The following is a 21,308-nucleotide window of genomic DNA, read 5'->3' on the forward strand; positions in this document are numbered from 1 at the left end:
GCAAGGTAGGCGTTTCCCTTCCGGTTCGCCCGGTTTGAGTTCTATTTCTGAGCAAAGGCGAGGCGATAGCCATTCACATCTTTTACGCCAAACTCTTTCACGCCGTAGGACATAACCTCCAGCGGCCAGAGCAAGATCACCTTGTCTTTGATGGCGTTAAAGTAGCTTTCAACGTCCGCCAGAAAAAAATATATCGTGCCGGAGCATACTGGCCGGCCCCCCAAATAATCGCCCTCTGAGAAGATGATCACGCCATCTTCGTTTTCAACTGTGCATGTGCCTTCGGCGCTATCAGACACCTTAAACTCTAACAGGTCGTCGTAGAAGGCTTTGGTTTCCAAGACGGAATTGCACTTTAATAAGAGATTCATAGATACATTCCTTACTATTAACTAGGCTAGAGGCCGCTATCGCCACCGTCAAACCCGCTATCGGAGGCGCTGAGACTTGAGTCACCGCTCCAAAAGATAGAGCCCAACGCCAGCGTCATTCCGAAGTTTCGCGCCGATTCATAACTCACGGCTTGGTCGACTGAGGTCTGATGGTTGTTATTAGAATATTTGACGAAGTCCGCTTCTTTACAATAAAGCGCGACAGCGTAGGCGAGGTATTTTTCAGATAAGCCGAGCTCCTTCACCAAAGCCCTGACTTTTTTCACCGAGTACACTCTCCTGCGCCCACTCCTCTTGGCTAACTCCGGCCCCAATACTCTGATATAGCTCTTTACCGCCGCCCGGCGTCGCCACCAATTTCTAGTAAACATCTAAACTCCTTCATAACTCATCGCCACTGCTTAAAGACAGGCGCCTTTTGTCCATACCGGAGTCAATGACGTGACTTGCGGCGACCCGGACAACAACAACTCAATCTTCTCCAAATAAGCAGGGCGCCGCCTGCTATCATTCCGCATGCTTGACCACTTTTATATAAATATCCGACACCCAAAAGCCTTCCTCGATACTGGGGACGAATTTTTCGTAGCTGATATCGCCAAGCGCGCACTTGCGGTCTTTTAACTCCTCACCGACTTCTCTAATGAGGGTTGTGGAAGCCAAAGCCTCTGGTATAAGCGCCGCCAGTGGAGCAATTGCTGAGCCTAACTTGTCCCGCGGCGAATTCAGGTACGTATTTAATTGTTCGGGATAGTTCAGTCGGTAAAACTCGCGAAGTTCATTCATTGTGTCCTTCGACATACCTCCAACCAAACGCATATTGAACGGGCACTTGGGAATTTCCATCGCCTTAAACGCCGCCTTCACTGGAACGCCACCTCCCTCCATCATGTAGAACTCCAGATAATGCAAAGCGCCATAGTTTCTTAGCTCATGTATTCTCAACTCCGTTGAGTGGGAGAAAAGCGAGAGTAACAAAAGCCATAGGGCGAGCGTAAATTTCATATTCGTCCCAATAGAGTTAGCAATATATGAGCGGCGTGTTTATCCCTGGCGGGCTTATAACTGCTCCATCACTCAACGTGATAAGTATCCACCCAAAGTCCTGTAGTAACGTACTTAGGCTCACGCCCAAGTTGGGATTTAACATATTCATCAAGCTTTTCTGAATAATATAAATCACCAAACTTCTTTTTAAACTCAGGCTTACTTTTTTCGTATAAAACCGTATCTGAGATTTCCTGTTCCGTGACTTTTTTGCCTGTGGTCAATATGTTCCATGTCCAAGAGCCGCGCCCAGCCCCCTTCCATCCAGAGCCGTCAGGACTGTAATAGGATGCGCCAATCAATCTGCCTTCCTGACACAGAGCACGGTCTGGAGCTAAGTGCAGCGCAATATTGATATCCGGCGAGGCGCTTTGGATATCCATTATCGCCTTCACCATCGTGTGCGCCCGCTCTTCTTTTCCTATTGCTTTAGACGCAACGCAGGAGAATATGTAATCGTAATCGCCTTCACTGACTTTTTCTTGGCTAACAACGTCATAAGTAACAGCCTTCGAGAAACCAATGGATGGTAGCGCGGCATGGGTAACGGTCGTAACAAAGGCGGTTAATGCAATGGCGATTGCTCTATTCATTGTTGTTCCCCGGGCAAAAGATCAATGACAGGCCGCCAGCTTATATCATGCATCAGAACAAATGCATTCATCTTGCCCATTGAAAGACAAATAGAGCCGCCAAGGCCGCTTCTTTAGCCCACTCTAAATCCTAGTTAGCGTCAGGCCACTCCAGCATCAAAACGTAGATACATCTGGGCTCATAAAGGCTTCCAGATGAAAACCGACAGGTCTGACCTTCTCAAAAGCTGGGCTATACTTACTCGATAGACCCGGCGGCGCCAGACGGATTCAGGTTATCGTCCCGCGTATGACAACCCCGGAGGCTTTGCATGCTCCGTTTGTGTATTTTATTGATATTGCTCTTCCCTCACGCCGTTTGGGCTGAAACAGTGCTCGCCTTTACGCGGCTGGTTCCCTACCACTACAACGAAAACAACACTCCCCGAGGCATCAGTGTGGCGCTGGTGGAGGAAGCTTTCAAACGTATGAACGAACCCGTAAAGCTGGTCGAGCTGCCCTGGAGCCGGGCGTTGCGCTATCTGGAAAACGGTGAGGTGGACGGGGTTTTTGAGTTGCTGAAAACGCCCGTGCGGGAAACCTATGCGGACTATTCGTCGCTGGTGCTGATGATGGAGAACGTCTCGTTGTTTGTGCCGGCAAACAGCGCCATCAGGTTCGACGGCGACCTCCAGCAATTAGCCCACTTACGCTTCGGCGGACTGCAGGATTTCAGCTACGGGGAAAAGTTCGACGCTTTTCGGGCAAGTGATTTAACCACCGAGTTCATCACTGCAGTCAGTCTGAATGACCTGTTTTTACGCCTGATCAACGACAACATCGATATTATCGTCGGCGACCAGCGCGGCGTTTTGCTGGAATACCGGCGTCTGCAAGGGCAAAAAGTACGGTCCCTGCCCCAAATCAAACGCCTGCAACCGAATGTGGAGGAAACGCCGAGTTACATTGCTTTTTCCAAAAAGTCCCAGCGCATCAATCTGCGTGAGCATTTCGATCAAGCCCTGGCGAATATGATTGCGGAAGGCGTGTACTCGAAAATCGTCGAGAACTGGACAGCCTATTGAAATCAGGTCGCCAACGCGAAAAGTCGCCTTGCCCCCTATCGCGCTGATTCAGGCGCAAATTGCGTACTGATGCGCGTGCCTGCCTCTCCCAGGATCATCGCTTCAATGTCTCGCAACGAGCCAATGACGGCAGGCTTACCGGTGGCGCGGGCGAAATCGCAGGCGGCCTGAACCTTGGGCCCCATTGAGCCGGCGGGAAACGCCTCTGGCGTCAGCGCGTCCGGATGGGCCATTGCGACCGGGCTGGCCTGAGGCGTTCCCCAATTCCGGTACACCGCATCCACATCCGTGGCGATGATAAGCAGATCCGCATCCAGTTGCTGCGCCAGCAGGGCTGAGCACAAGTCTTTGTCGATGACGGCTTCCACGCCCTGCAATTTGCCTTCGCGATTGTACAGCGTGGGAATGCCGCCGCCACCGGCGCAGATCACCACCGTGTTCTTTTCCAACAGCCATTGAATAGGCCGGATTTCAAAAATTCGCCGAGGCCTCGGACTGGGCGCGACACGGCGATACTTGTCGCCGTCGCGCGCAATGCTCCACCCTTTTTCCGCCGCCAGCGACTCAGCCTCTTTCTGTTCATAAACGGGCCCGATGGGTTTGGTCGGATGTAAAAAGGCAGGGTCGTCCGGGTCTACTTCCACCTGGGTGAGGATCGTCGCCAACGGAGTCTCCACAGGCAGCAGATTGCCCAACTCCTGCTCGATCATATAGCCGATCATGCCTTCGGTTTCCGCCCCCAGCACATCCAGCGGATACGGCGACACCGACGCATAGGCCGCCGCCTGCAAAGCCAACAGTCCCACCTGAGGACCATTACCGTGCGCGACCACCAGCTCATTGCCCGGCGCCACAGCGGCCAGGCGCTCCGCCGCCAGCCGTACATTGAGACGCTGATTGTCTGCAGTAAGAGGCTCGCCTCTTCGTAGTAAGGCGTTACCGCCCAAAGCCACTACTATTCTCATCGCCGCATCTCCCGATCAGATATCCGCCAAAGTAGACACCAGCACCGCCTTGATGGTGTGCATCCGGTTTTCCGCCTGATCAAACACAATAGATGCCTCTGACTCGAACACGTCGTCGGTCACTTCCACGCCGTTGTGCAGGCCATATTGCTCGAATATCTGCGCGCCGACCTTGGTCTCCGCGTTATGAATGGCGGGCAGACAGTGCATAAACTTCACTCGGGGATTATTAGACGCCGCCAGCAAAGCGGCGTTCACCTGAAACGGCAGCAACAGGTTGATGCGTTCGCCCCACTTCTCTGGCGCTTCTCCCATGGACACCCACACGTCGGTGTGAATGAAGTCTACGCCGCGCACCGCTTCTCTCGGCTTGTCGGTCAACGTCATGCGCGCGCCTGTGCGGGCGGCGATCTCACGGCACTGCTCAATCAATTCGTCCTTGGGCCAAAGCGACCTGGGAGCGCCCAAACGCACGTCCATGCCCAGCTGGCAGCCGATGATCAACAGAGAGTTCCCCATATTATTACGGGCGTCGCCGACATAGGCGTAAGAGATGTCATGCAAAGGCTTGTCGCTGAACTCACGCATTGTCATGACGTCCGCCAGCATCTGCGTAGGATGATATTCATCCGTGAGGCCGTTGTAGACCGGCACGCCGGCGTATTGGGCAAGCTCCTCCACAATATGCTGGTGGAAGCCGCGGTACTCAATGGCGTCATACATGCGCCCCAACACCCGCGCCGTGTCTTTCATGGTTTCCTTGTGCCCGATCTGCGATCCGGTCGGGTCGATATAGGTCACATGCGCGCCTTGATCGTAGGCCGCCACTTCGAAAGCGCAGCGAGTGCGCGTGGAGGTCTTCTCAAAAATAAGCGCAATGTTTTTACCTTTAAGATGCTGACTCTCAGTGCCGGTGTACTTGGCCCGCTTCAGATCCCTGGCCAGATCCAGCAGAAATCGCAGTTGCTGGGGGGAGAACTCCAACATACTGAGCAGACTGCGGTTATGAAGGTTACGCGCCATAAGAAATCTCCTTGTTACCTAAAAAGTTAACGCCTAAACCGGGTCGCGAATAATGGGACAAGTCATGCAATGGCCGCCGCCTCTGCCACGTCCCAGTTCGCCGGCGGTAATAGTGATGACTTCCACGCCGGCCTTACGCAGCAGAGTATTGGTGTAGGTGTTGCAGTCATAAGCGATGACCACGCCTGGTTCCAGCGCGACCACATTATTGCCGTCATCCCATTGCTCCCGCTCTTGTTCGTAACTGTCGCCGCCGGTTTGCACTGTGCGCAGTTTGGGCAAGCTAAGCGCTTCCCCGACCACATCTACAAAAGGGGCTTTTTCCGGGCGAATATCCAGACGTCCATCCGCACCGTTATCGCCGGGACGAATTGAGAAGGTTTCGATGCGGTTCACCACCTCTGGAAACACAGTCACCAGGTCGCGGTCGCAGAAAGTGAAAACCGTGTCCAGGTGCATGGCGGAACGCAGCTTTGGCAAACCGGCGACAATGACTCTCTCCGCGGCGCCATGGCGAAATAATGACTGCGCCACTAGCGCAATCGCCTGACGGGAAGTGCGCTCGCCCATGCCGATCAACACGACGCCATTGCCGACTGGCATGACGTCGCCGCCTTCCAGCGTGGCCGCGCCGTGGTCTTTTTCCGGATCGCCCCACCAGACCTCGAAGTCCGCATTGGCGAAATCCGGGTGAAACCGGTAAATGGACGCCGCCAGCAACGTCTCCTGTCTGCGCGCTGGCCAGAACATGGGGTTCAAAGTGACGCCGCCATAGATCCAGCAACTGGTGTCGCGGGTGAATATCGAATTGGGCAAAGGGGGAATGACAAAGCCGGAACGCCCCATGAACTCGCGGAACAGCGCCATTTCCCGGCTGTCGAAGTCTTCCGGTAAATCGCCCCCGACCACCCCGCCCAGCAACAGCTCAGCCAGGGTCGTTGCGGGCAGTCCGCTCATCCAGGCGCGGACATCATCCGCCAGCCCCACACCAACGTTTTCATCGGTGATCTTGCGCTCCAGCAGCCACTGGCGGGCGTCCGGCAGCGCCATGGTCTGCGCCAGCAAGTCATGCATATCCACGACGTCTACGCCACGGTCCTGCATTTTGCAGACGAAATCATAGTGGTCGCGTTTCGCCTGCTGCACCCAGATCACATCGTCATAAAGCAGTTCTTCGCAGTTACCCGGCGTAAGACGCAAGTGCGCCAACCCAGGACGGCATACCATCACCTTGCGTAACTTACCTACTTCCGAGAAAACGCCCAGGCGCGTTGCAGCAGTCATAGCCAATCCTTCCTTTATGCCCAATGATTTGTAAAGGCGACCTCTGTTGATCACATCGCTACAGCGACAGATATCCCGCATACAGCCCCGCAATTCCCGCCAGAGCCGCCATAATTAAGACAACCAACACCCCGGTTTCAAGGGGAGTAAATACGCGTTCGCCCTGTTCTCTCCTCGCAATGGCGAAAACCACCGCGCCCGGCGCATAAAGAATCGAGCTAAGCAGCAGGTATTTCACGCCGCCTGCGTACACCAGCCACAGGCTGTACAGAACGGCGACCAGTGCGATGGCGAAGTCTTTTCCGCGCACGCGATCATTGTCGCCATAGGTTTCTCCCCGCAGACACAGCATCAAGGCATAAAACGCCGTCCAGAAATACGGCAACAGGATCATGGAAGAGCCTAGATACAGCAAGTCCAGATAGGTGCCTGAGGAAAACAGCGTGATGATGAGAAACAATTGAATCAGGCTGTTGCTGAGCCATAGCGCCCCCCGAGGCGAGCCGCGAGAGTTAGTGCGCGCCAGCGCCTTCGGCATAGCGCCATCTTTCGCCGCGACGCACAGAATCTCGGCGCTCAGCATCGTCCAGCTCAGCAGAGCCCCGCATAAAGAGATAATCAGCCCCACGTTGATTAACTTAGCGCCCCAGGCGCCAACGACCACTTCCAGCACGCCCGCCATGGAAGGGTTTTTCAAGCCGGCCAGCTCAGCGCGGCTGAGTATGCCCATGGACAGCACATTCACCATCACCAACAGAGCGAGCACGCCAACAAAACCCAGCACCGTCGCTTTACCGACATCGGCCCGATTCTGCGCGCGGGACGAGTAAACGCTGGCGCCTTCAATACCGATGAACACCCACACCGTCACCAGCATCATGTTGCGCACCTGATCCAGTACAGATCCCAATGCTGGCTCCTCGGCGCCCCAGATATCGATGGTGAACAAATCCGCCTTGAACCCGACAAACGCCAGAACGACGAACATAATCAAGGGCACAATTTTGGCGACAGTAGTGATAATGTTGATAAAAGCGGCCTGGCGCACGCCAGAGAGCACCATGGCGTGCACCAGCCAGAGCAACACAGACGCGCAGATGACTGCAGCCGGGGTGTTGCCCTCGCCGAAAACGGGAAAGAAGAAACCCAAAGAGCTGAACAGCAACACAAAATAACTGACGTTGCCAATCCAGGCGCAAATCCAATACCCCCAGGCGGAATTGAACCCCATATATGCGCCGAAACCCGCCTTGGCGTAGGCGTAAACGCCCGCGTCCAGTTCCGGTTTACGTCGCGACAGCGTCTGAAATACAAAGGCCAACGCCAGCATGCCGACGCCGGTGACCAACCAACCCAACAGCACAGCTCCGGCTCCGGCGCTCGTCGCAATGTTCTGCGGCAGCGAGAATATCCCCCCGCCGATCATCGATCCCACCACCAGTGCGATCAACGCGCCAAGCCTCAGCCGTTGCGGCTGCTTATCCGACACAGTCATTAACCCCTCCCCCTCACGGGAATTAACTCGCCAAGTGTGGCGACACCAATAGACACAAACCAGCATGACCCGCCGGCAAATTGAGGCAGATCATACGGATTTCGGAAACCCGATACAAAAACTCTATAAAATCAGAGAAGTGGAATGTTTTTTAAACAAAAAAAGCCCGTCACAGAAGGTGACGGGCAACATGTCTGAGGGGAGCCGCGCATCAGCGCGGCCACAACCGGGGGGCTGGGGACGCCGGTTATAACTTCTTGGCGAAGTCGTCAACTTCGCGCTCGGCCTGGTCTTTCGCCATGCCGTAACGCTCCTGAATACGGCCGGAAAGCTCGGTGCGACGGCCACGAATTACGTCGAGATCGTCATCCGTCAACTTGCCCCATTTCTGCTGAGCTTTCCCTTTAAACTGCTCCCATTTGCCTTCAATTTGGTCCCAATTCATAGTCTTTCTCCTTAACTAGTTCTCGAAAAGTCGCTTTGCATACATCTCTGCAAAGCTCTCATTCCTACTACAGCAGAAAGCGGGCCAACCTAATTCAAATCATTGATTTATATGAAAAAAAACTAGAATAAGGATAATAAATAAGCGCAAATATTCCGTGCAGAAAAGGCGCTTTCTACAAAGCTGTTGTAAAAAATACGCCGGAAGTTCAAAGAGGGGAAGATCAGGAAACCTCGCTGCTTTCCTGTTCGATCAATTTGGCGCAATGCCTCATCATTAGCCAGCCGCCCAGTCCACCTAAAATCAATATCAGCGGCAGCGCGCAAAGGTATCCGGCCAGTCCAGCGAAAAGCCCTATAGAAAGTCCATCCATCCCTTCCCATACGGATGAGATCAGACCAATACATCCTCCAGTGCTGATAGCCGCTAAAAAGGACACTGCGCAGGAAGCGCAAACAATCTCAAATGTTGGTTTTTCACCATCGACAGGTAAATACCAGTCCCCAAACTTTTTTCCGTACAAATAAGCGAACGCCATCGCGGTAAGACCATAGGGCGCCGCTTCCAGAGTAACAGTCCACAACCGCTGATCTCCCACACCCATAGCTATCGCCAGCGCAAACCAGGATGGAGACAGGCACAAACCGCACAAAAGAACATGAAACCAGGCGCTTAGCTGGCGCGCTCTGGCGACTAGGGTAGAAGACAAACTTAACTCCGGTGACAGCTATAATTCCATGCTTTGTATCGCATGCGGAGCATACATCGGAGGAGGTGACGGGGTAAATTCCGACGCCGATTCCATATAGGCGGCGAAGGTTCTGTAGGGCGCTTCGAACACACCGCTCAGGCGGCATTCGCTGGTTGCCTGCAAAGCAAATTGGTCATGGAAGCGCTTGTCCGCACCTATATATATACGACCAGGCCCATCGCTAAACTGATCCGCGGTGATATCGACAATCAACGTTCCCATTTCCAACCAGGCGTGGGGCTCCTCCCCGCGCAGGCCGCTGACGAAGTTCACATTGTCATAGCCATGCGCCGCCAACCATGTGCCGAGCATGTCGCTCGCCGCGCGACAGGCGCAAAAGGGAAAGCGTCCCAAATAGATATCGCTGATTTCCTCGCCATGAATTTCAAATACGTTTCTGGCTTTACAAACTTGTTCTTTTAATTGTTCTAAGTTCACAGGAACCTCAACACGCGTTTTCAATAGAGTTATTAACATGACAATGATATTGGCGTGTTAATAATCAGGCCCATGCATGCGCCGCGCGGCGGACAGACGCAACGCTCCACCAACATAACCCGAGTCCCCCTGTCATTCACCCCGTTTTCATGAGATTTTGTGAAAATGCGTTCTTCATCATTGTTAGCTTTGATCTCAGACAATAAAGCCTCCGTTAAGCGGCGGCTGCGAATATAACTTTCACTCTTAATTGTTTTCCCAGGCCATATTCGTAAAAATAGCCTCCTTCCCGTTCACCGAGTTCGGACAGGCACGTCATTCCCACTGCGCAGATGTTTCAGCCATGAGTAAAGAGTTCAGCTTTCCCTTCTATAACACCGTCCTTACCCACGATAGCGGCGTCACGCTCACTCTGCCGGGGAATATGACCGAAATCGCCTGGCTGAACGCGCCCAGCGCTCATGTCGCGCGCATGTTTAAAAAAACGGCTCAGAACAAGCTCCTGAAAAAGGGAGAGTACGTCGAGCTGTTGCACTTTCTGCCTGAAGGCGAGACCGAAGTCCGCGAAGTGAAGGTCAAGGTCCCCCCGGCCAAGGACGCCAGTTATTACAGCCATGAAATCACCTTCGAAGTCGTCATCTGGCGTCTGCGCCAGGGCGAAATCCTTGGCGTGGTTCCCGCTCTGGCCGTCGCCTGCCTTTGTTGGGACGAAGCACTGATCATGCAACGGATTAGCGAAAGCATCCAACTGGAGATGCTGCGTAACAAACGCTTTGACAGCGCACGTTCGCTGATCGCCTGCCAATGGTACGCGCCACCCCAGATAACCCGTGAGAAAGTCACGCTGGAGTTTTACACGCCGGCCGAACTGGCGGATATGCGCCGTCAGCAGGACGAACCGATGATCGCCAAAACCGCGCGCCGCATGCACCGCAGTCGCGCCAGCGTATTCGGCCTGGACGCCTATGTGGAAACGTTAAACCGCAACCTGCTGGGGGAGTTCCGCCAAAGCGTGCTGGTGGTTGGTCCCAGCGGCTGCGGCAAGACTGCGCTTGTTAATGAGTTCGTAAAACGCAATTTCAGCGGTTTCAACAACAATAAGATTCCCTGGCGCACCACCGCTGCGCAGATGCTGCAGGCCCTGACGCAACAGGGAGGGTGGCGTCATGCTCTGGGCTTGTGGGTGCGCGAGGCTAGAGCCAACGGTGAAATCATTTATCTGGGCAATCTCAGCGAGTTGTTCGAAGTCGGACAGTATCAGGGCAACAGCATCAGCATCGCCGAAGCGCTGCGAGACCCTTTGTCCCGCAATGAGGTCACGCTCATCGCGGAAGTAACCGAAGAACAGCTGGCCGCCATGGACTTGCGCGCCCCCGGTTTTAGTCAGTTATTCCATATCGTGCGCTTCACGGAACGCAGCGAGGAAGAAGAAAACCAGATTGCGCGGCAGGCGATTCAGGCTCAGGCGAACCAGTTCAGCATTCAGGTCGATCCCAACGCCATCGAACGCATCATCTTATTGCAAAGGCGCTATGCCCCCTATTCCGGATACCCGGGCAAAATTATCCGCTTCTTTGAAAACATGATCCTCGCCGCCCGCAAAGACACTGGCGCCATCACGGAGAATGAAGCTATCGCCGCCTTTTGCGAAGAAAGCGGCATGCCCCGCTTTCTGGTGGACCATCAAGCCCGTCTGGACCCGGACCAGACGCGCGAACAATTTCGTCGCCGCATCGTCGGACAAAGCCAGGCGGTGGAAGCCTTGGCGCGCGCCATCATTACCGTCAAAGCCGGGCTGGCGCCGCGGGGCAAACCTATTGCATCGCTGTTGTTCGTCGGCCCTACCGGCGTCGGTAAAACGGAAATGGCGAAGACCCTTGCGCAATACATGTTCGGAGATGAAAAACGCCTGCTGCGCTTCGATATGAGCGAATACAGCGACCCTTACTCCGTCACCCGGCTGACCGCCACCGGCGAAGCCAGTCTGGTGACCAGGGTGCGTCAACAGCCTTTCTCCGTACTGCTGTTCGACGAAATAGAAAAGGCCGATCCGGCCTTCTACGACCTGTTGCTGCAAGTGCTGGGGGAAGGCCGCCTGACCGACGACCATGGCGAGTCCGCCAACTTTTGCAGCGCCCTGATCATCATGACATCCAATCTGGGCGCCCAGCAGTTCATGCAAAACAGCGTCGGTTTCAGCGCCGAAGATAAAACGGACGCCGCCGCACAGCGTCATTTCGAACAAACGGCGGCGAAGTATTTTCGTCCAGAGCTGTTCAACCGCATCGATCAGGTCGCGCCATTCTTCGCGCTCACTCAAGACGAACAAATGATCGTGCTGCAAAAAGAAATGCGGCGCTTGCAAGCCTCCGCCGGCTTGAGCAACCGTCAGGTCAGTTTGAGCTTTGATGAGCCCGTCTGGCGTCACCTCAATAACCTGCCCTCGGATCCGCGCTACGGCGCCCGCTCCGTACAGCGACTGCTGCGCAAACATGTCACCGCCCATTTGGCGCCGGCGCTCAGCGCCCGTCCTCATGAGGCCCCTCTGGACATCCGCGCCGCCGTCAACGACGGCGCTCTGAGCTTCGACGCGCGCGTCACTCATCAGGAGAAGCGCGCCCGGGGATACTTCATGGAGCTGACGGAAAAAGTCGCCGCCCACCGCCGCGATCTACAGGCGCTACAGGAGAGCCCCACCTGGATCTCCTGCCTCAGCGAACTCGACCAGATGGACGCCCGCAAACGCCGCCACCGCACTTCGTTTTGGGAAGACCCGGAGCAGACGCGGCGGTACGGAGAGCTTTTCAACCTGAAAGAAGCATTGGCGCAGCGCGCCGAAGACGCCTATGCGCTGGAAAACGAGTGTCTGCGTCAATTGATGGACCCGCAGGGGACAATGAGCGCAGAGGATTATGAAAGTGCGCTGAAGGAACTCCAAAAGCGCTTCTCGGATATTCTGATTGAAATAGAAAGCACCCTGAGCCCGCAGCATAACCGACATCTGTTGTTCGTCTATGGGGGCCAGCCTCAGCTAGACCGCATGTCCTTATGGTACGAGCGCTGGTTCGAGAAATTAGGCCAGGACTACTCCAGAGTCTGGATCTACTTCAATCCCGAACTGGAAGCCAACCCGCAACACAAGTCAGTTCCAACGGACGATGAATTTGTCGAGCTGGTTACAGTGTCGCCTTATCAAGTCAGCAAAGAAATATTGCAACAGGACTATCTCACTCTGATAGGGATGGGTTGGGCCGTAAATGGCCCCTGTTCTCACTATTACTGGCGCCATGAACACGGCAGGGTCGATTGGGCTACGGAAGATGATAAAAACGCGCCGATGTATGTTGAAATCAAAGACGTCAAGCTGGATGAGTACAAAGTCCCTTCCGGCATTCACCGTATGAAGTTTTACAAAGACATCAAAACACTGCGCAAAATCCGGAACGAGGAATATCAGGACGAACGCTTCGGCGAGCCGAATGCGTACCAGGACCTTAGCGGGCACCACGAACGCGTCAGCTATAAAGCCACGAACGCCCTGCTGGAAAAACTGCTCTCGCGCGTCCACATTCGCCAGGAAAAGAAGCCGGAGGAGAAAAAGCGCAGCGCCAAGTCCTCTTATGACCAGACAGGAGGACGACACGAATGAGCTTACTGCGACTTGAATTCCCCACCCTGGTGGAGAACCGCAATAACGAATTCACGCTGTCGCCGCTATTGACCGACGGCTTCATTGTCAGCCGCCGTCGTTATGGCGATGCGGTGCGCAGCTACCAGTCCTCTCTCAAAAAGAGCTTCGACGATCGCAAGCTGGACCGAGACAGCGTGGAGCACCTGCTCTGGCTATGCTTTCATCCTGACTACCGCTTTGAGCTTATCCGCCTGACGTTCAAAACCGGCATGCATACGATTGACGGGCTGTTCGCGGTGGTGCGGTATCAGGTGCGCGAGCACCGCTATGTCTGCCTGCCCAAACTGGATTATCTGACCCTGCGTATCTCCGACAGCATGGAAGGCCGCCCGCCGTTAATCGCGTTTTTGGAAGAGCGAATCGGCGCCTATATTCGCCGCAACCGTAAAGTGGACGAGACCTTCGACTTCAAACGCCTGTACTCCCAGGCCGGCGATTCCGCCACCGCCATCAGCGCATCCATTAACATCGTGCAAAGCGACTTTCCTTTCGAGCAGCAGGCGCACTCCCTGTTTTCCTTCTTTTCCGCCAGTCGCGATTTCAGCGGCGCGTATGAACTGAAGAAAACCGCAGAAGACCTGGCGCAGTATTTTCCGGATGAGCTGGAGACCGCCCTGCATCGCGAAAACGAGTCGACCTGGCTGGAACGCGCATTATTTTCCGGCAAGCCGCAACCCGTGGTCATTGTGGGCTCTCCCGGAGTCGGCAAAAGTAATCTGATTCAGCATGCGCTGTCGCGCTATATGACTCATAACAGCGGCAAAGCCATTGAGCGGCTACAGAAGCTATGGCTGCTGGACCCGCTGCGCGTGATCGCAGGGATGAGTGTGGTCGGCGAATGGGAGCGACGCTTTGAGGCCATTCTGGGCTGGGTCAAGAAGCGCCTGCGGGACACTTACGCTATCCATAGTCCAGATGTGCTGTATATCGATAACCCCGTGGCCCTGTTCCGCATAGGCAAAAGCTCACAGACCAGCCTGACGCTCAGCCATGTATTGAAGCCCTACCTGGAGCGCCGTGAAATAGGACTGGTGCTGGAAGCCACGCCCTATGAATGGCAGCGCATTCAGCAGCTGGATCGCGGTTTCGCCGACCTGTTTCAAGTATTGCGACTGGAACCGCTGTCGGCGGAGAAGTTATCCCAGATTTATATTCGTCGACGCGCCCAGTGGGAGCGCGCGTATAACTGTGAAATCACGTCGCAGGCGCTACTGACCTTGCTGGGACTGGAGCCGGGGTTCCGTGGCGATCACGCGCTGCCTGGCTCGGCGTTGGATGTTTTGCGGGATATCGCAGTCAAGCACCAGGGACGGCGCGCTGACGAACGCTCTGTATACCAGGCGTTCCAGACCAACTTCCACTTCCGCCGGCGCTTAATAGATAAAAACGCCACGCTTCTGGAAAGCGACGTACGCCATTTTTTCGAACAGCGACTGGTTGGCCAGCCTCAAGCACAGGACGCGCTTACCGACACGGTGATGACCATCAAAGCGCAGCTGACGCCGTTAGGCAAACCGCTCAATACCCTTCTTTTCATCGGCCCCACCGGAGTGGGCAAAACCGAAGCCGCAAAGCTACTCACGCAAAGCCTGTTCAACAGCAACGACTGTCTGGTGCGGATCGATCTGAACGAGTTTGTCGACGCCGGCGCCGTGCACCGCCTGATCGGCGACGGTATGGGCCAGGGAGGTCTGCTGACGGAGCGGGTGCGTTACCAGAAAGCCTGTGTGCTGCTGCTGGATGAGATTGAAAAAGCCCATCCCAAAGTCCACGATCTGCTGCTGCAACTGCTGGATGACGGCCGTCTCACCGACGCCATGGGCAAAACCACCGACTTCACGCAAACAGTGGTGATCATGACCTCCAATATCGGCGCTAAAGAGGCCGCGTCACGGTTTGGCTTCAGTCACCATAGCGACGATAACGCAGCAACGTACCGTAAGAGCGTGGAGCAATTCTTCCGCCCGGAAATGATTAACCGCATCAACGACATCGTCGTATTCAACCCGTTACAACACAGCGACATGCAAAGGCTGGCGCAGCTGCATATGCAGCGGTTGCTGGAGCGGGACGGCTTTATCCGTCGCAGTACCATATTGAACATCGATCCGTCCTGCCTGAACCGGTTGGCGGACGAAAGTTTCGACCCCTTGCTGGGCGCTCGCGCACTGAAGCGCAACCTGGAGCGTGCGATCACGCATCTTACCGCGCAACGACTGGCGGAGCTGGACAGCCTGGACCCGATCATGCTGACCCTGTTCGATGGCGCTCAGGGCGTGGACAGCCGCATCACCCGCTTCCGTCACCAATCCGTCAAGCCGGATGCGTTGCCCCGCCCCGAGCAGGATTATTCGCTACCGGACTATCAAAGAATGGTGGCGGCGCTGCAAGCGCTGGACGAGCGGCTGCATCAACCGCAAAGTCTGCTTCATCCCGGCAAGGACTACGAAGATTACTGGCGCTGGCATCTCAGCGACGCCCTGCGCGAATTACTGGAGCCGCTGCAAACCTACACCTGGGAAAGCGAAGAACGCAGCAAAACTCAGCGCCTGCAAGCCAATGCGCCCTTCCGGACGTCGCCTGGACGTCCACGGGAGGGGTGGCGCTCCATACGCCTGGACTTCGCTGCGCTGGCGGCGCAAAACGACCTGCGCGACTATCTCAACGGCCTCTATCAAAAAGCGGAGGATTTCGTCGACTACAACATGGGCGACGCCCTGCAGCTTGGCGTCGATTTCAGCTTCGTGTTGTTTAACGCGCACTCCTACCTTAATCGAGGACTCGACCGGGGCTGTCTGGTGATTCGCTCACTGGTCGCCGGGAAGGGTCAAATGGGTGTGCGTTTTCTCAGTAACGCCTATGAACAGACGCTGGGGCGTCTTGGCGAGATACAGGACAGCCGCATAACGGACGATTGCGTTGCGCTGTCGCTGCGCGGTCCTGGTCTCGCGCACTACCTCGACTATGAACAAGGCGTCCATTTATTTATTGAGGAGTCCAATCTGCAAGTGCCGGTCACTGTTGCTTACTACCCTGGTCTATCCGCAGAGGAAGGCCGCTTGCGGCGCCTGGAGCAGGACCAGCAGGGCGATCTGGATATCCAGCGCCTCTATACGACGCCCACCGCCACTCAGCGTGAATTCGGCGTCACCGATTTACGCAGCGGACTCATGCTAAACGGCTCTCCCATGCTCGGCGACTGGCGTTTGCTGTTGAGCCCCGCCTGCAAAGGAGCGTTACGCCATGGCGATTGAAGAATTTCCCATAGCCTGCTGGACACTGGAAAGCGGCGATGTCGTCGGCGTGATTCTGGGAACGGAGCTGGTGGTGATGGAGTCGCACCCGTCCAAGATTCGCAGCGCCGCCTCCGAGTGTCTGGCCAAAGCAGTCAAACAGGGAGAAGGGCTTTACAGCCCGGAAATCAGCAACCCTCAGATCAGCTTTCATACGATCAATGCGTTGCTCTCCTACCGCACGGAGCAGGGCGTGTATCCTCTGTCCGCTCCAAGCAGCTTTCGTGTCGCCGCCGTACACAGTCGCGACACCAACAAGGGCTTCGGCGAATGCTTTCTGCCGTTTCTGCAGCGCTCGTTTTACTACTATGACGAAGTGCAGCTGAAGACGCTGATCGAGCACTTCTCCCTGAAGGTGCTGAACAACGTCATGCCGGAAGAAGCCTACCGCTACATCATGCCGTCGGAGCCCTGGCTGGAAGTGGCCAGTTTTGATCGCGGCAAAGTGCGCGTCCCACAGCAACAGCATAACAGCGCCTCCATGGACTACATGCTGACCGTCTCCGATCGGGCACCCTTGCCGAAACGGGTCAAGCGCCAGGTCAGCCGCCTGCCGGAAGTGGCCTGGGAGCGAGGCGAGATGATCCAGCGACTGGCGGAAGAGTTACTGGAAGGGAGCAGCAGTTGCCTGTTGATCGGCGAGCAGGGCGTCGGCAAGAGCGTGTTGTGGCAGGAAGCCGTGCGGGTCGCGGCGCGCCTCAGCAAATCCAGCGAAGCCCCCCTCACCTTCTGGCGCTCCACGCCGCAACGTATTATCGCCAAGGCCAAGTATCTGGGGGAGTGGCAGGAAGTCTGCGATGAAGTGGTGGAGTCTCTGGCGCAAGTCAACGGCGTGCTCTGGCTCAATGATTTCATCAGCCTGCTGTCCATCGGCGGCGAAGGACAGGAAGACTCCATGGCGGCCTATCTGCGTTCCTATCTCGCCAAAGGCCAGATACGCATTATCGGCGAACTGCGCCCGCAGGAGCTGGAGGCTGCGCGCAATAAGCTGCCCGGATTCCTGCATCTGTTCGAGCAGATTGCCGTAGGGGAACTGTCCGGGCGCGCTGCGCAACGGGTGGTGCAGGCTTACGCCAACTATGCCGCCGCCAACTTTGCCATCGACACCCGCGACGATGCGCTGGAAACCGTCTCGCAACTGGTCAAACGCTACATCAAGTACGAGCGTGCGCCGGGTAATTTAGTCCGTTTTTATCATCACTGCGTGAAAAACGCCTTTGAGAATAAACAAACGATAATCGCCCGCGATCAGGTCATCGCCGACTTCGTCACCTACACCGGGTTGCCGGAGCTATTCCTGCGGGATGAGCAGGCGTTGTCCAGGGAAGCGCTGCTGGATTACTTCCAGACGCGAATTATTGGCCAGGACAGCATCCTGGAACAACTATGCCGGGTCATACAGATCTTCAAGGCTGGACTCAACGATCCGCAAAAGCCAATCGCGACACTGTTGTTCGCCGGTCCCACCGGGGTTGGAAAAACCGCCGCCACCAAGGCGCTGGCGGAGTACTTTTTCAGCGCAGGCCAAAGCAAGAATCCGCTGTTCCGTCTGGATATGAGCGAGTTCCAGCACCCAGGCCATATTGAGCGTCTGATAGGTAGCGAAAGCAAGCCCAGCCCGCTGGTGCAACACGTGCGCGCCAACCCGTTTTCCGTAGTGTTGCTGGATGAGATCGAAAAAGCCGACGACAGCGTCTTTGACGCTCTGCTTTCCACCCTGGATGAAGGTCTGTTGACTGATCGCTTCGGCCGCACCACCGACTTCCGCAACACGATCATCATTATGACCACCAACCTGGGCGTTAACGCCGGCGGAGGCATGGGCTTCTCCTCGGCGGAAAAGCGCGGTCAGGTTTCGTTGAGCGGCATTCGCGACTTTTTCCGTCCCGAGTTCATCAATCGCATCGACGCCATTCTCTGTTTCAACCCGCTTGATCGCGACAGCATCCTGAACATCGCCCGACGCGAGCTGGAACTGCTGAATCAACGCGAGCGCATCCGAGAGCAAAAACTCAATCTGAGCTTCAGCGATGACCTGATTGCGCATATCGCAGAGGCGGGATTCAGCGAGCTTTACGGCGCGCGCCCGATTCAACGCGCCATCGAACAGCGCGTGGTGGCGGAGCTGGCGTCATTCCTGGTGGCGCAACAACAAACGCCGTCGCACATCCATGTGGATGCGGTCGACGGCGCAGTTATCATTACCGCCAGGTAGCGGTTCTACGCTCTAATTGATATCCAGCCTTATACGCAACTCCGACTGCGTATTGGCTGCGATATCCTGCTCACGAAAACGCAGAGGCCGTAAACGCGGCTGCTGCGAATATAGCTCAGTCTGGTCCAGATAGTACGGCGATTCCGGATTAGCGGACTGAGAGTAAGTCAAAAACCCTTCTGCGACGGGTCCATTAACAGTGAAACTCACCGCCATCATCCAGCTCGATCCATGAGTTAGGTGATAGCCTATGGCCTCCGCACTGATTTCCGACCCAGGGAGGAAAGAATAAATATGCCGAGGCAGCAGAGTTCCGTCCGGCTTAATCCAGGGGTTGAACACATTAAAACCGCCTTCGATATGGGCGGCTCCGCTCCACGGGAAACGCATGCCGCTCGGAGAACCGTCAAGGGCGCTCATTTCAACAAACTGCGCTTCACCAAGGGTCGTCTCCAAAGACAACCCCGCCGCTTGTACATACAATATCGCCGTCGCCAATTGCTCCAACACCTTCTCGTTAGGGTCAAGACTGTTGGGCGTGCTGAGGGGGTCCTGGGGAGAAAACGGCTTACGCCATTGCGGATCTTGATCAAACTGCCAGGCGAACTCCCGAAACAGCACCCCGCCCCGACTGTCCGCATTCATAACGCCATCCCAGAGGCTCAGCGCATAACAACCTTCACTGATATCCACCGGCTCGCCATTGACCATAACCGGCTCATCCCCACGGGCTCTGCAAGCCGTCAGCAAGTCCTCGTGTATTTCCTCCCCCAAGTAGGAGCGGCCGCCCAACAGCGCCTCCTTCAACTCAGGCAGAGTGAAGCGGCCATCCCAACCCGCCGCATCCACCATCAGCCGCTGCCCCATTCGCGAACGCCAGGACTGCTCGTTGTCCACCGGCCCATATAACGTAGAAACGCCGCGAATCGGAGTGGCGGGGTTGCTGAGCCAGTAGCTGTCGTTGGAGTTCTGGACAAAGTCGAAACGCATCAGCTTCGGCGCTTTGGAGAAAGGTGCTGGGCCATTGAAATCATAGACCGAATCATCCCCAGGCAAGATGGTGAACTCAAGCTGTTCCCGCAACTTCTTCCATTTGGTGTCGGTGGTCAACGCCAGCTCGGCTTCGGGGCTGAGATGGGGGACTGTCGAATCATCGATATAAAATGCATTGCCTTCGTCGTCCACCGCCATTGTGTTATTGAAAATGACGCCATCAAACTGTTTGAAAACCTTGCGGACATCCGCCATATCGCGGGACAGACTCAGCCCCATCCAGGTGTCGATCAAATCAAAATTCGCCTGGTTAGCGTCTTTGATGCTATAAGCCACAAATCCTCCATCCGCCTTACTTCCCCAAGGCAACACCGTTGGATGGGCCACCACGGGACCGTATTCGCTGACGTAGAGATCTTTACTCAGCGCAAACACCGTGTCCGGCGCCACCTTCACATCAATGACATAACTTCGCTTCTGGATTCGATGGCGCTCGCCATTCACAAAGTAGGTCATGCCTGTGGGATCTTCTTCATCCAGTTTCAGCTCATAGACAATGAAGTGTTCTGCGGTGGAATAGGTGTGCGTCCAGGCGATATGCTCGTTGAAACCGATATTCACTACGCCAGGCATGCCCGCCACAGACGCGCCCATCACGTTCATCGCGCCGGGTATCGTCAGATGCTGCTGCCAGAACCGTAAATTTCCGGTGAAAGGAAAGTGCGGGTTCGCCAGCAACATGCCTTTGCCATTGGCGGTTTTGCGCTTGCCTAACGCCCAGCCGTTGGAGCCAAGCCCCAGTGAAGACTTGCTCGGAAGCGCGGCGAAGTCGCGATCATTCTGCGCCCAGGGCGGAGGCAGCCCACTGTCCGCCATCTGAGGCAGATAGTTCTCTCCCGGCGGCGCGGCGACATAGACCTGAGTCAGAAAGCCGGAAGCGCCGGACATAAGGGCCAATCCAAGGGAGTAGGTCAACAGGTCTTCATCCGAGATCGGACGCACCCAGGGCTGACCAGCGCAAGTTGGGTCGATATGATCAACGCCCACATCCGCCAGATATTTGTTGTAGCCGCTGGCGTACCCAGACAGCAACGCCTGGCTGGCGTCGCTCATCCCATCCAGCCCCTCCTCCGCCTGCTTGCGAATCTCCAAAGCCAGATAGCCGAAGTCATTAATGAGGTTTTGCGAGTCGCCGGAGCCTAAGACCTGGTCCGGCCCGAAAAACCGAGAGCGTTGACTGTTATATTTGATGATCTGATCCGCCAGGATGCAGATATTATCCTGGGCGAAAGCGTATCCCGAGCCGAATGCGAGACTTTGCAGATTATTCGCTTCAATGTGCGGCGAGCCAAATTCGGTGCGCCGGATACGCGCCTCCAGCACTCCGTCTTCATCAAATGCCACCGGTTGCTCGAAACAACCGCTTAACCCCAGGGTCAGCACCAGTACGACGCCGCGAACACCCCGTGGCCATTTTCCCAAATGCAACATAGAAAACTCCTTTTCTTGTTATAGCGCCCCCTGGATAGCTCTCAGGCTTTCCCCTTGGCGATGAGCCGTCCCAGATCGCAACAGCCCTGCGCGCTCAGGCCGGAATTAACCAGTTATACTCCCGCCGT

General features: G+C 55.7%; 16 protein-coding genes. 4 read left to right on the forward strand and 12 right to left on the reverse strand.

Features of this window, described 5'->3' with window-relative positions:
• Positions 1 to 41: 41 nt before the first annotated feature.
• The 4 genes from AC2IBB_RS27485 to AC2IBB_RS27500 form a co-directional block, all read right to left on the reverse strand.
• Positions 42 to 371: a VOC family protein gene (locus tag AC2IBB_RS27485; RefSeq protein WP_486329886.1), complete on the reverse strand. Its 330-nt coding sequence runs from the start codon at positions 369 to 371 to the stop codon at positions 42 to 44.
• 26 nt (positions 372 to 397) lie between these two features.
• Entirely contained in the window at positions 398 to 763 is a 366-nt protein-coding gene (locus AC2IBB_RS27490; RefSeq protein WP_486329887.1) for a DUF6559 family protein, read from the reverse strand.
• Positions 764 to 899: 136 nt separating this feature from the next.
• Complete coding sequence (locus AC2IBB_RS27495; RefSeq protein ID WP_486329888.1) at positions 900 to 1,397, reverse strand: hypothetical protein; 498 nt, start codon at positions 1,395 to 1,397, stop codon at positions 900 to 902.
• A gap of 68 nt (positions 1,398 to 1,465) precedes the next feature.
• Positions 1,466 to 2,032 (reverse strand): DUF4875 domain-containing protein, encoded by a 567-nt coding sequence (locus AC2IBB_RS27500; protein ID WP_486329889.1) that lies wholly within the window; start codon positions 2,030 to 2,032, stop codon positions 1,466 to 1,468.
• Between the two features lie 311 nt (positions 2,033 to 2,343).
• Between AC2IBB_RS27500 and AC2IBB_RS27505 the strand changes: the two genes are divergently transcribed.
• Positions 2,344 to 3,096: a substrate-binding periplasmic protein gene (locus AC2IBB_RS27505; protein ID WP_486329890.1), complete on the forward strand. Its 753-nt coding sequence runs from the start codon at positions 2,344 to 2,346 to the stop codon at positions 3,094 to 3,096.
• A 35-nt stretch (positions 3,097 to 3,131) separates the two neighbouring features.
• On the opposite strand, the gene arcC is transcribed toward AC2IBB_RS27505, so the two are convergent.
• From arcC to AC2IBB_RS27540, 7 genes are all read right to left on the reverse strand, one after another.
• Positions 3,132 to 4,061, reverse strand: a complete 930-nt coding sequence (gene arcC / locus AC2IBB_RS27510) for a carbamate kinase (RefSeq protein WP_486329891.1) — start codon at positions 4,059 to 4,061, stop codon at positions 3,132 to 3,134.
• Between the two features lie 15 nt (positions 4,062 to 4,076).
• Positions 4,077 to 5,084, reverse strand: coding sequence for an ornithine carbamoyltransferase (locus tag AC2IBB_RS27515; protein ID WP_486329892.1), 1,008 nt, complete (start codon positions 5,082 to 5,084; stop codon positions 4,077 to 4,079).
• Between the two features lie 33 nt (positions 5,085 to 5,117).
• The gene (arcA, locus tag AC2IBB_RS27520; protein WP_486329893.1) at positions 5,118 to 6,368 is read right to left on the reverse strand and encodes an arginine deiminase; all 1,251 of its coding nucleotides are present in this window, start codon (positions 6,366 to 6,368) and stop codon (positions 5,118 to 5,120) included.
• Between the two features lie 58 nt (positions 6,369 to 6,426).
• A complete protein-coding gene (arcD, locus tag AC2IBB_RS27525) occupies positions 6,427 to 7,863 on the reverse strand; it encodes an arginine-ornithine antiporter (RefSeq protein ID WP_486329894.1) in 1,437 nt (478 codons plus the stop codon).
• 247 nt (positions 7,864 to 8,110) lie between these two features.
• Positions 8,111 to 8,308, reverse strand: coding sequence for a CsbD family protein (locus tag AC2IBB_RS27530; RefSeq protein WP_486329895.1), 198 nt, complete (start codon positions 8,306 to 8,308; stop codon positions 8,111 to 8,113).
• Between the two features lie 223 nt (positions 8,309 to 8,531).
• Positions 8,532 to 9,017: a hypothetical protein gene (locus tag AC2IBB_RS27535; RefSeq protein ID WP_486329896.1), complete on the reverse strand. Its 486-nt coding sequence runs from the start codon at positions 9,015 to 9,017 to the stop codon at positions 8,532 to 8,534.
• Positions 9,018 to 9,035: 18 nt separating this feature from the next.
• On the reverse strand, positions 9,036 to 9,497 hold the full coding sequence (locus AC2IBB_RS27540; protein ID WP_486329897.1) for a hypothetical protein: 462 nt from the start codon (positions 9,495 to 9,497) through the stop codon (positions 9,036 to 9,038).
• Positions 9,498 to 9,840: 343 nt separating this feature from the next.
• Between AC2IBB_RS27540 and AC2IBB_RS27545 the strand changes: the two genes are divergently transcribed.
• From AC2IBB_RS27545 to AC2IBB_RS27555, 3 genes are read left to right on the forward strand one after another with little or no spacing between them, the layout of a single operon-like run.
• Positions 9,841 to 13,146 carry an AAA family ATPase gene (locus AC2IBB_RS27545; protein ID WP_486329898.1) on the forward strand — a complete coding sequence of 1,102 codons (3,306 nt, stop codon included), beginning with the start codon at positions 9,841 to 9,843 and terminating at the stop codon, positions 13,144 to 13,146.
• The gene (locus AC2IBB_RS27550) at positions 13,143 to 16,442 is read left to right on the forward strand and encodes an AAA family ATPase (RefSeq protein WP_486329899.1); all 3,300 of its coding nucleotides are present in this window, start codon (positions 13,143 to 13,145) and stop codon (positions 16,440 to 16,442) included. Before AC2IBB_RS27545 ends, AC2IBB_RS27550 begins: the two co-directional genes overlap by 4 nt.
• Positions 16,432 to 18,696: an AAA family ATPase gene (locus tag AC2IBB_RS27555; RefSeq protein WP_486329900.1), complete on the forward strand. Its 2,265-nt coding sequence runs from the start codon at positions 16,432 to 16,434 to the stop codon at positions 18,694 to 18,696. The genes AC2IBB_RS27550 and AC2IBB_RS27555 overlap by 11 nt, the downstream gene beginning before the upstream one ends.
• Before the next feature lie 12 nt (positions 18,697 to 18,708).
• On the opposite strand, the gene AC2IBB_RS27560 is transcribed toward AC2IBB_RS27555, so the two are convergent.
• A complete protein-coding gene (locus AC2IBB_RS27560) occupies positions 18,709 to 21,180 on the reverse strand; it encodes an acylase (RefSeq protein ID WP_486329901.1) in 2,472 nt (823 codons plus the stop codon).
• Positions 21,181 to 21,308 lie beyond the last annotated feature (128 nt).

The sequence above is a fragment of the Hahella sp. NS-SX17 genome (genome assembly GCF_057367735.1).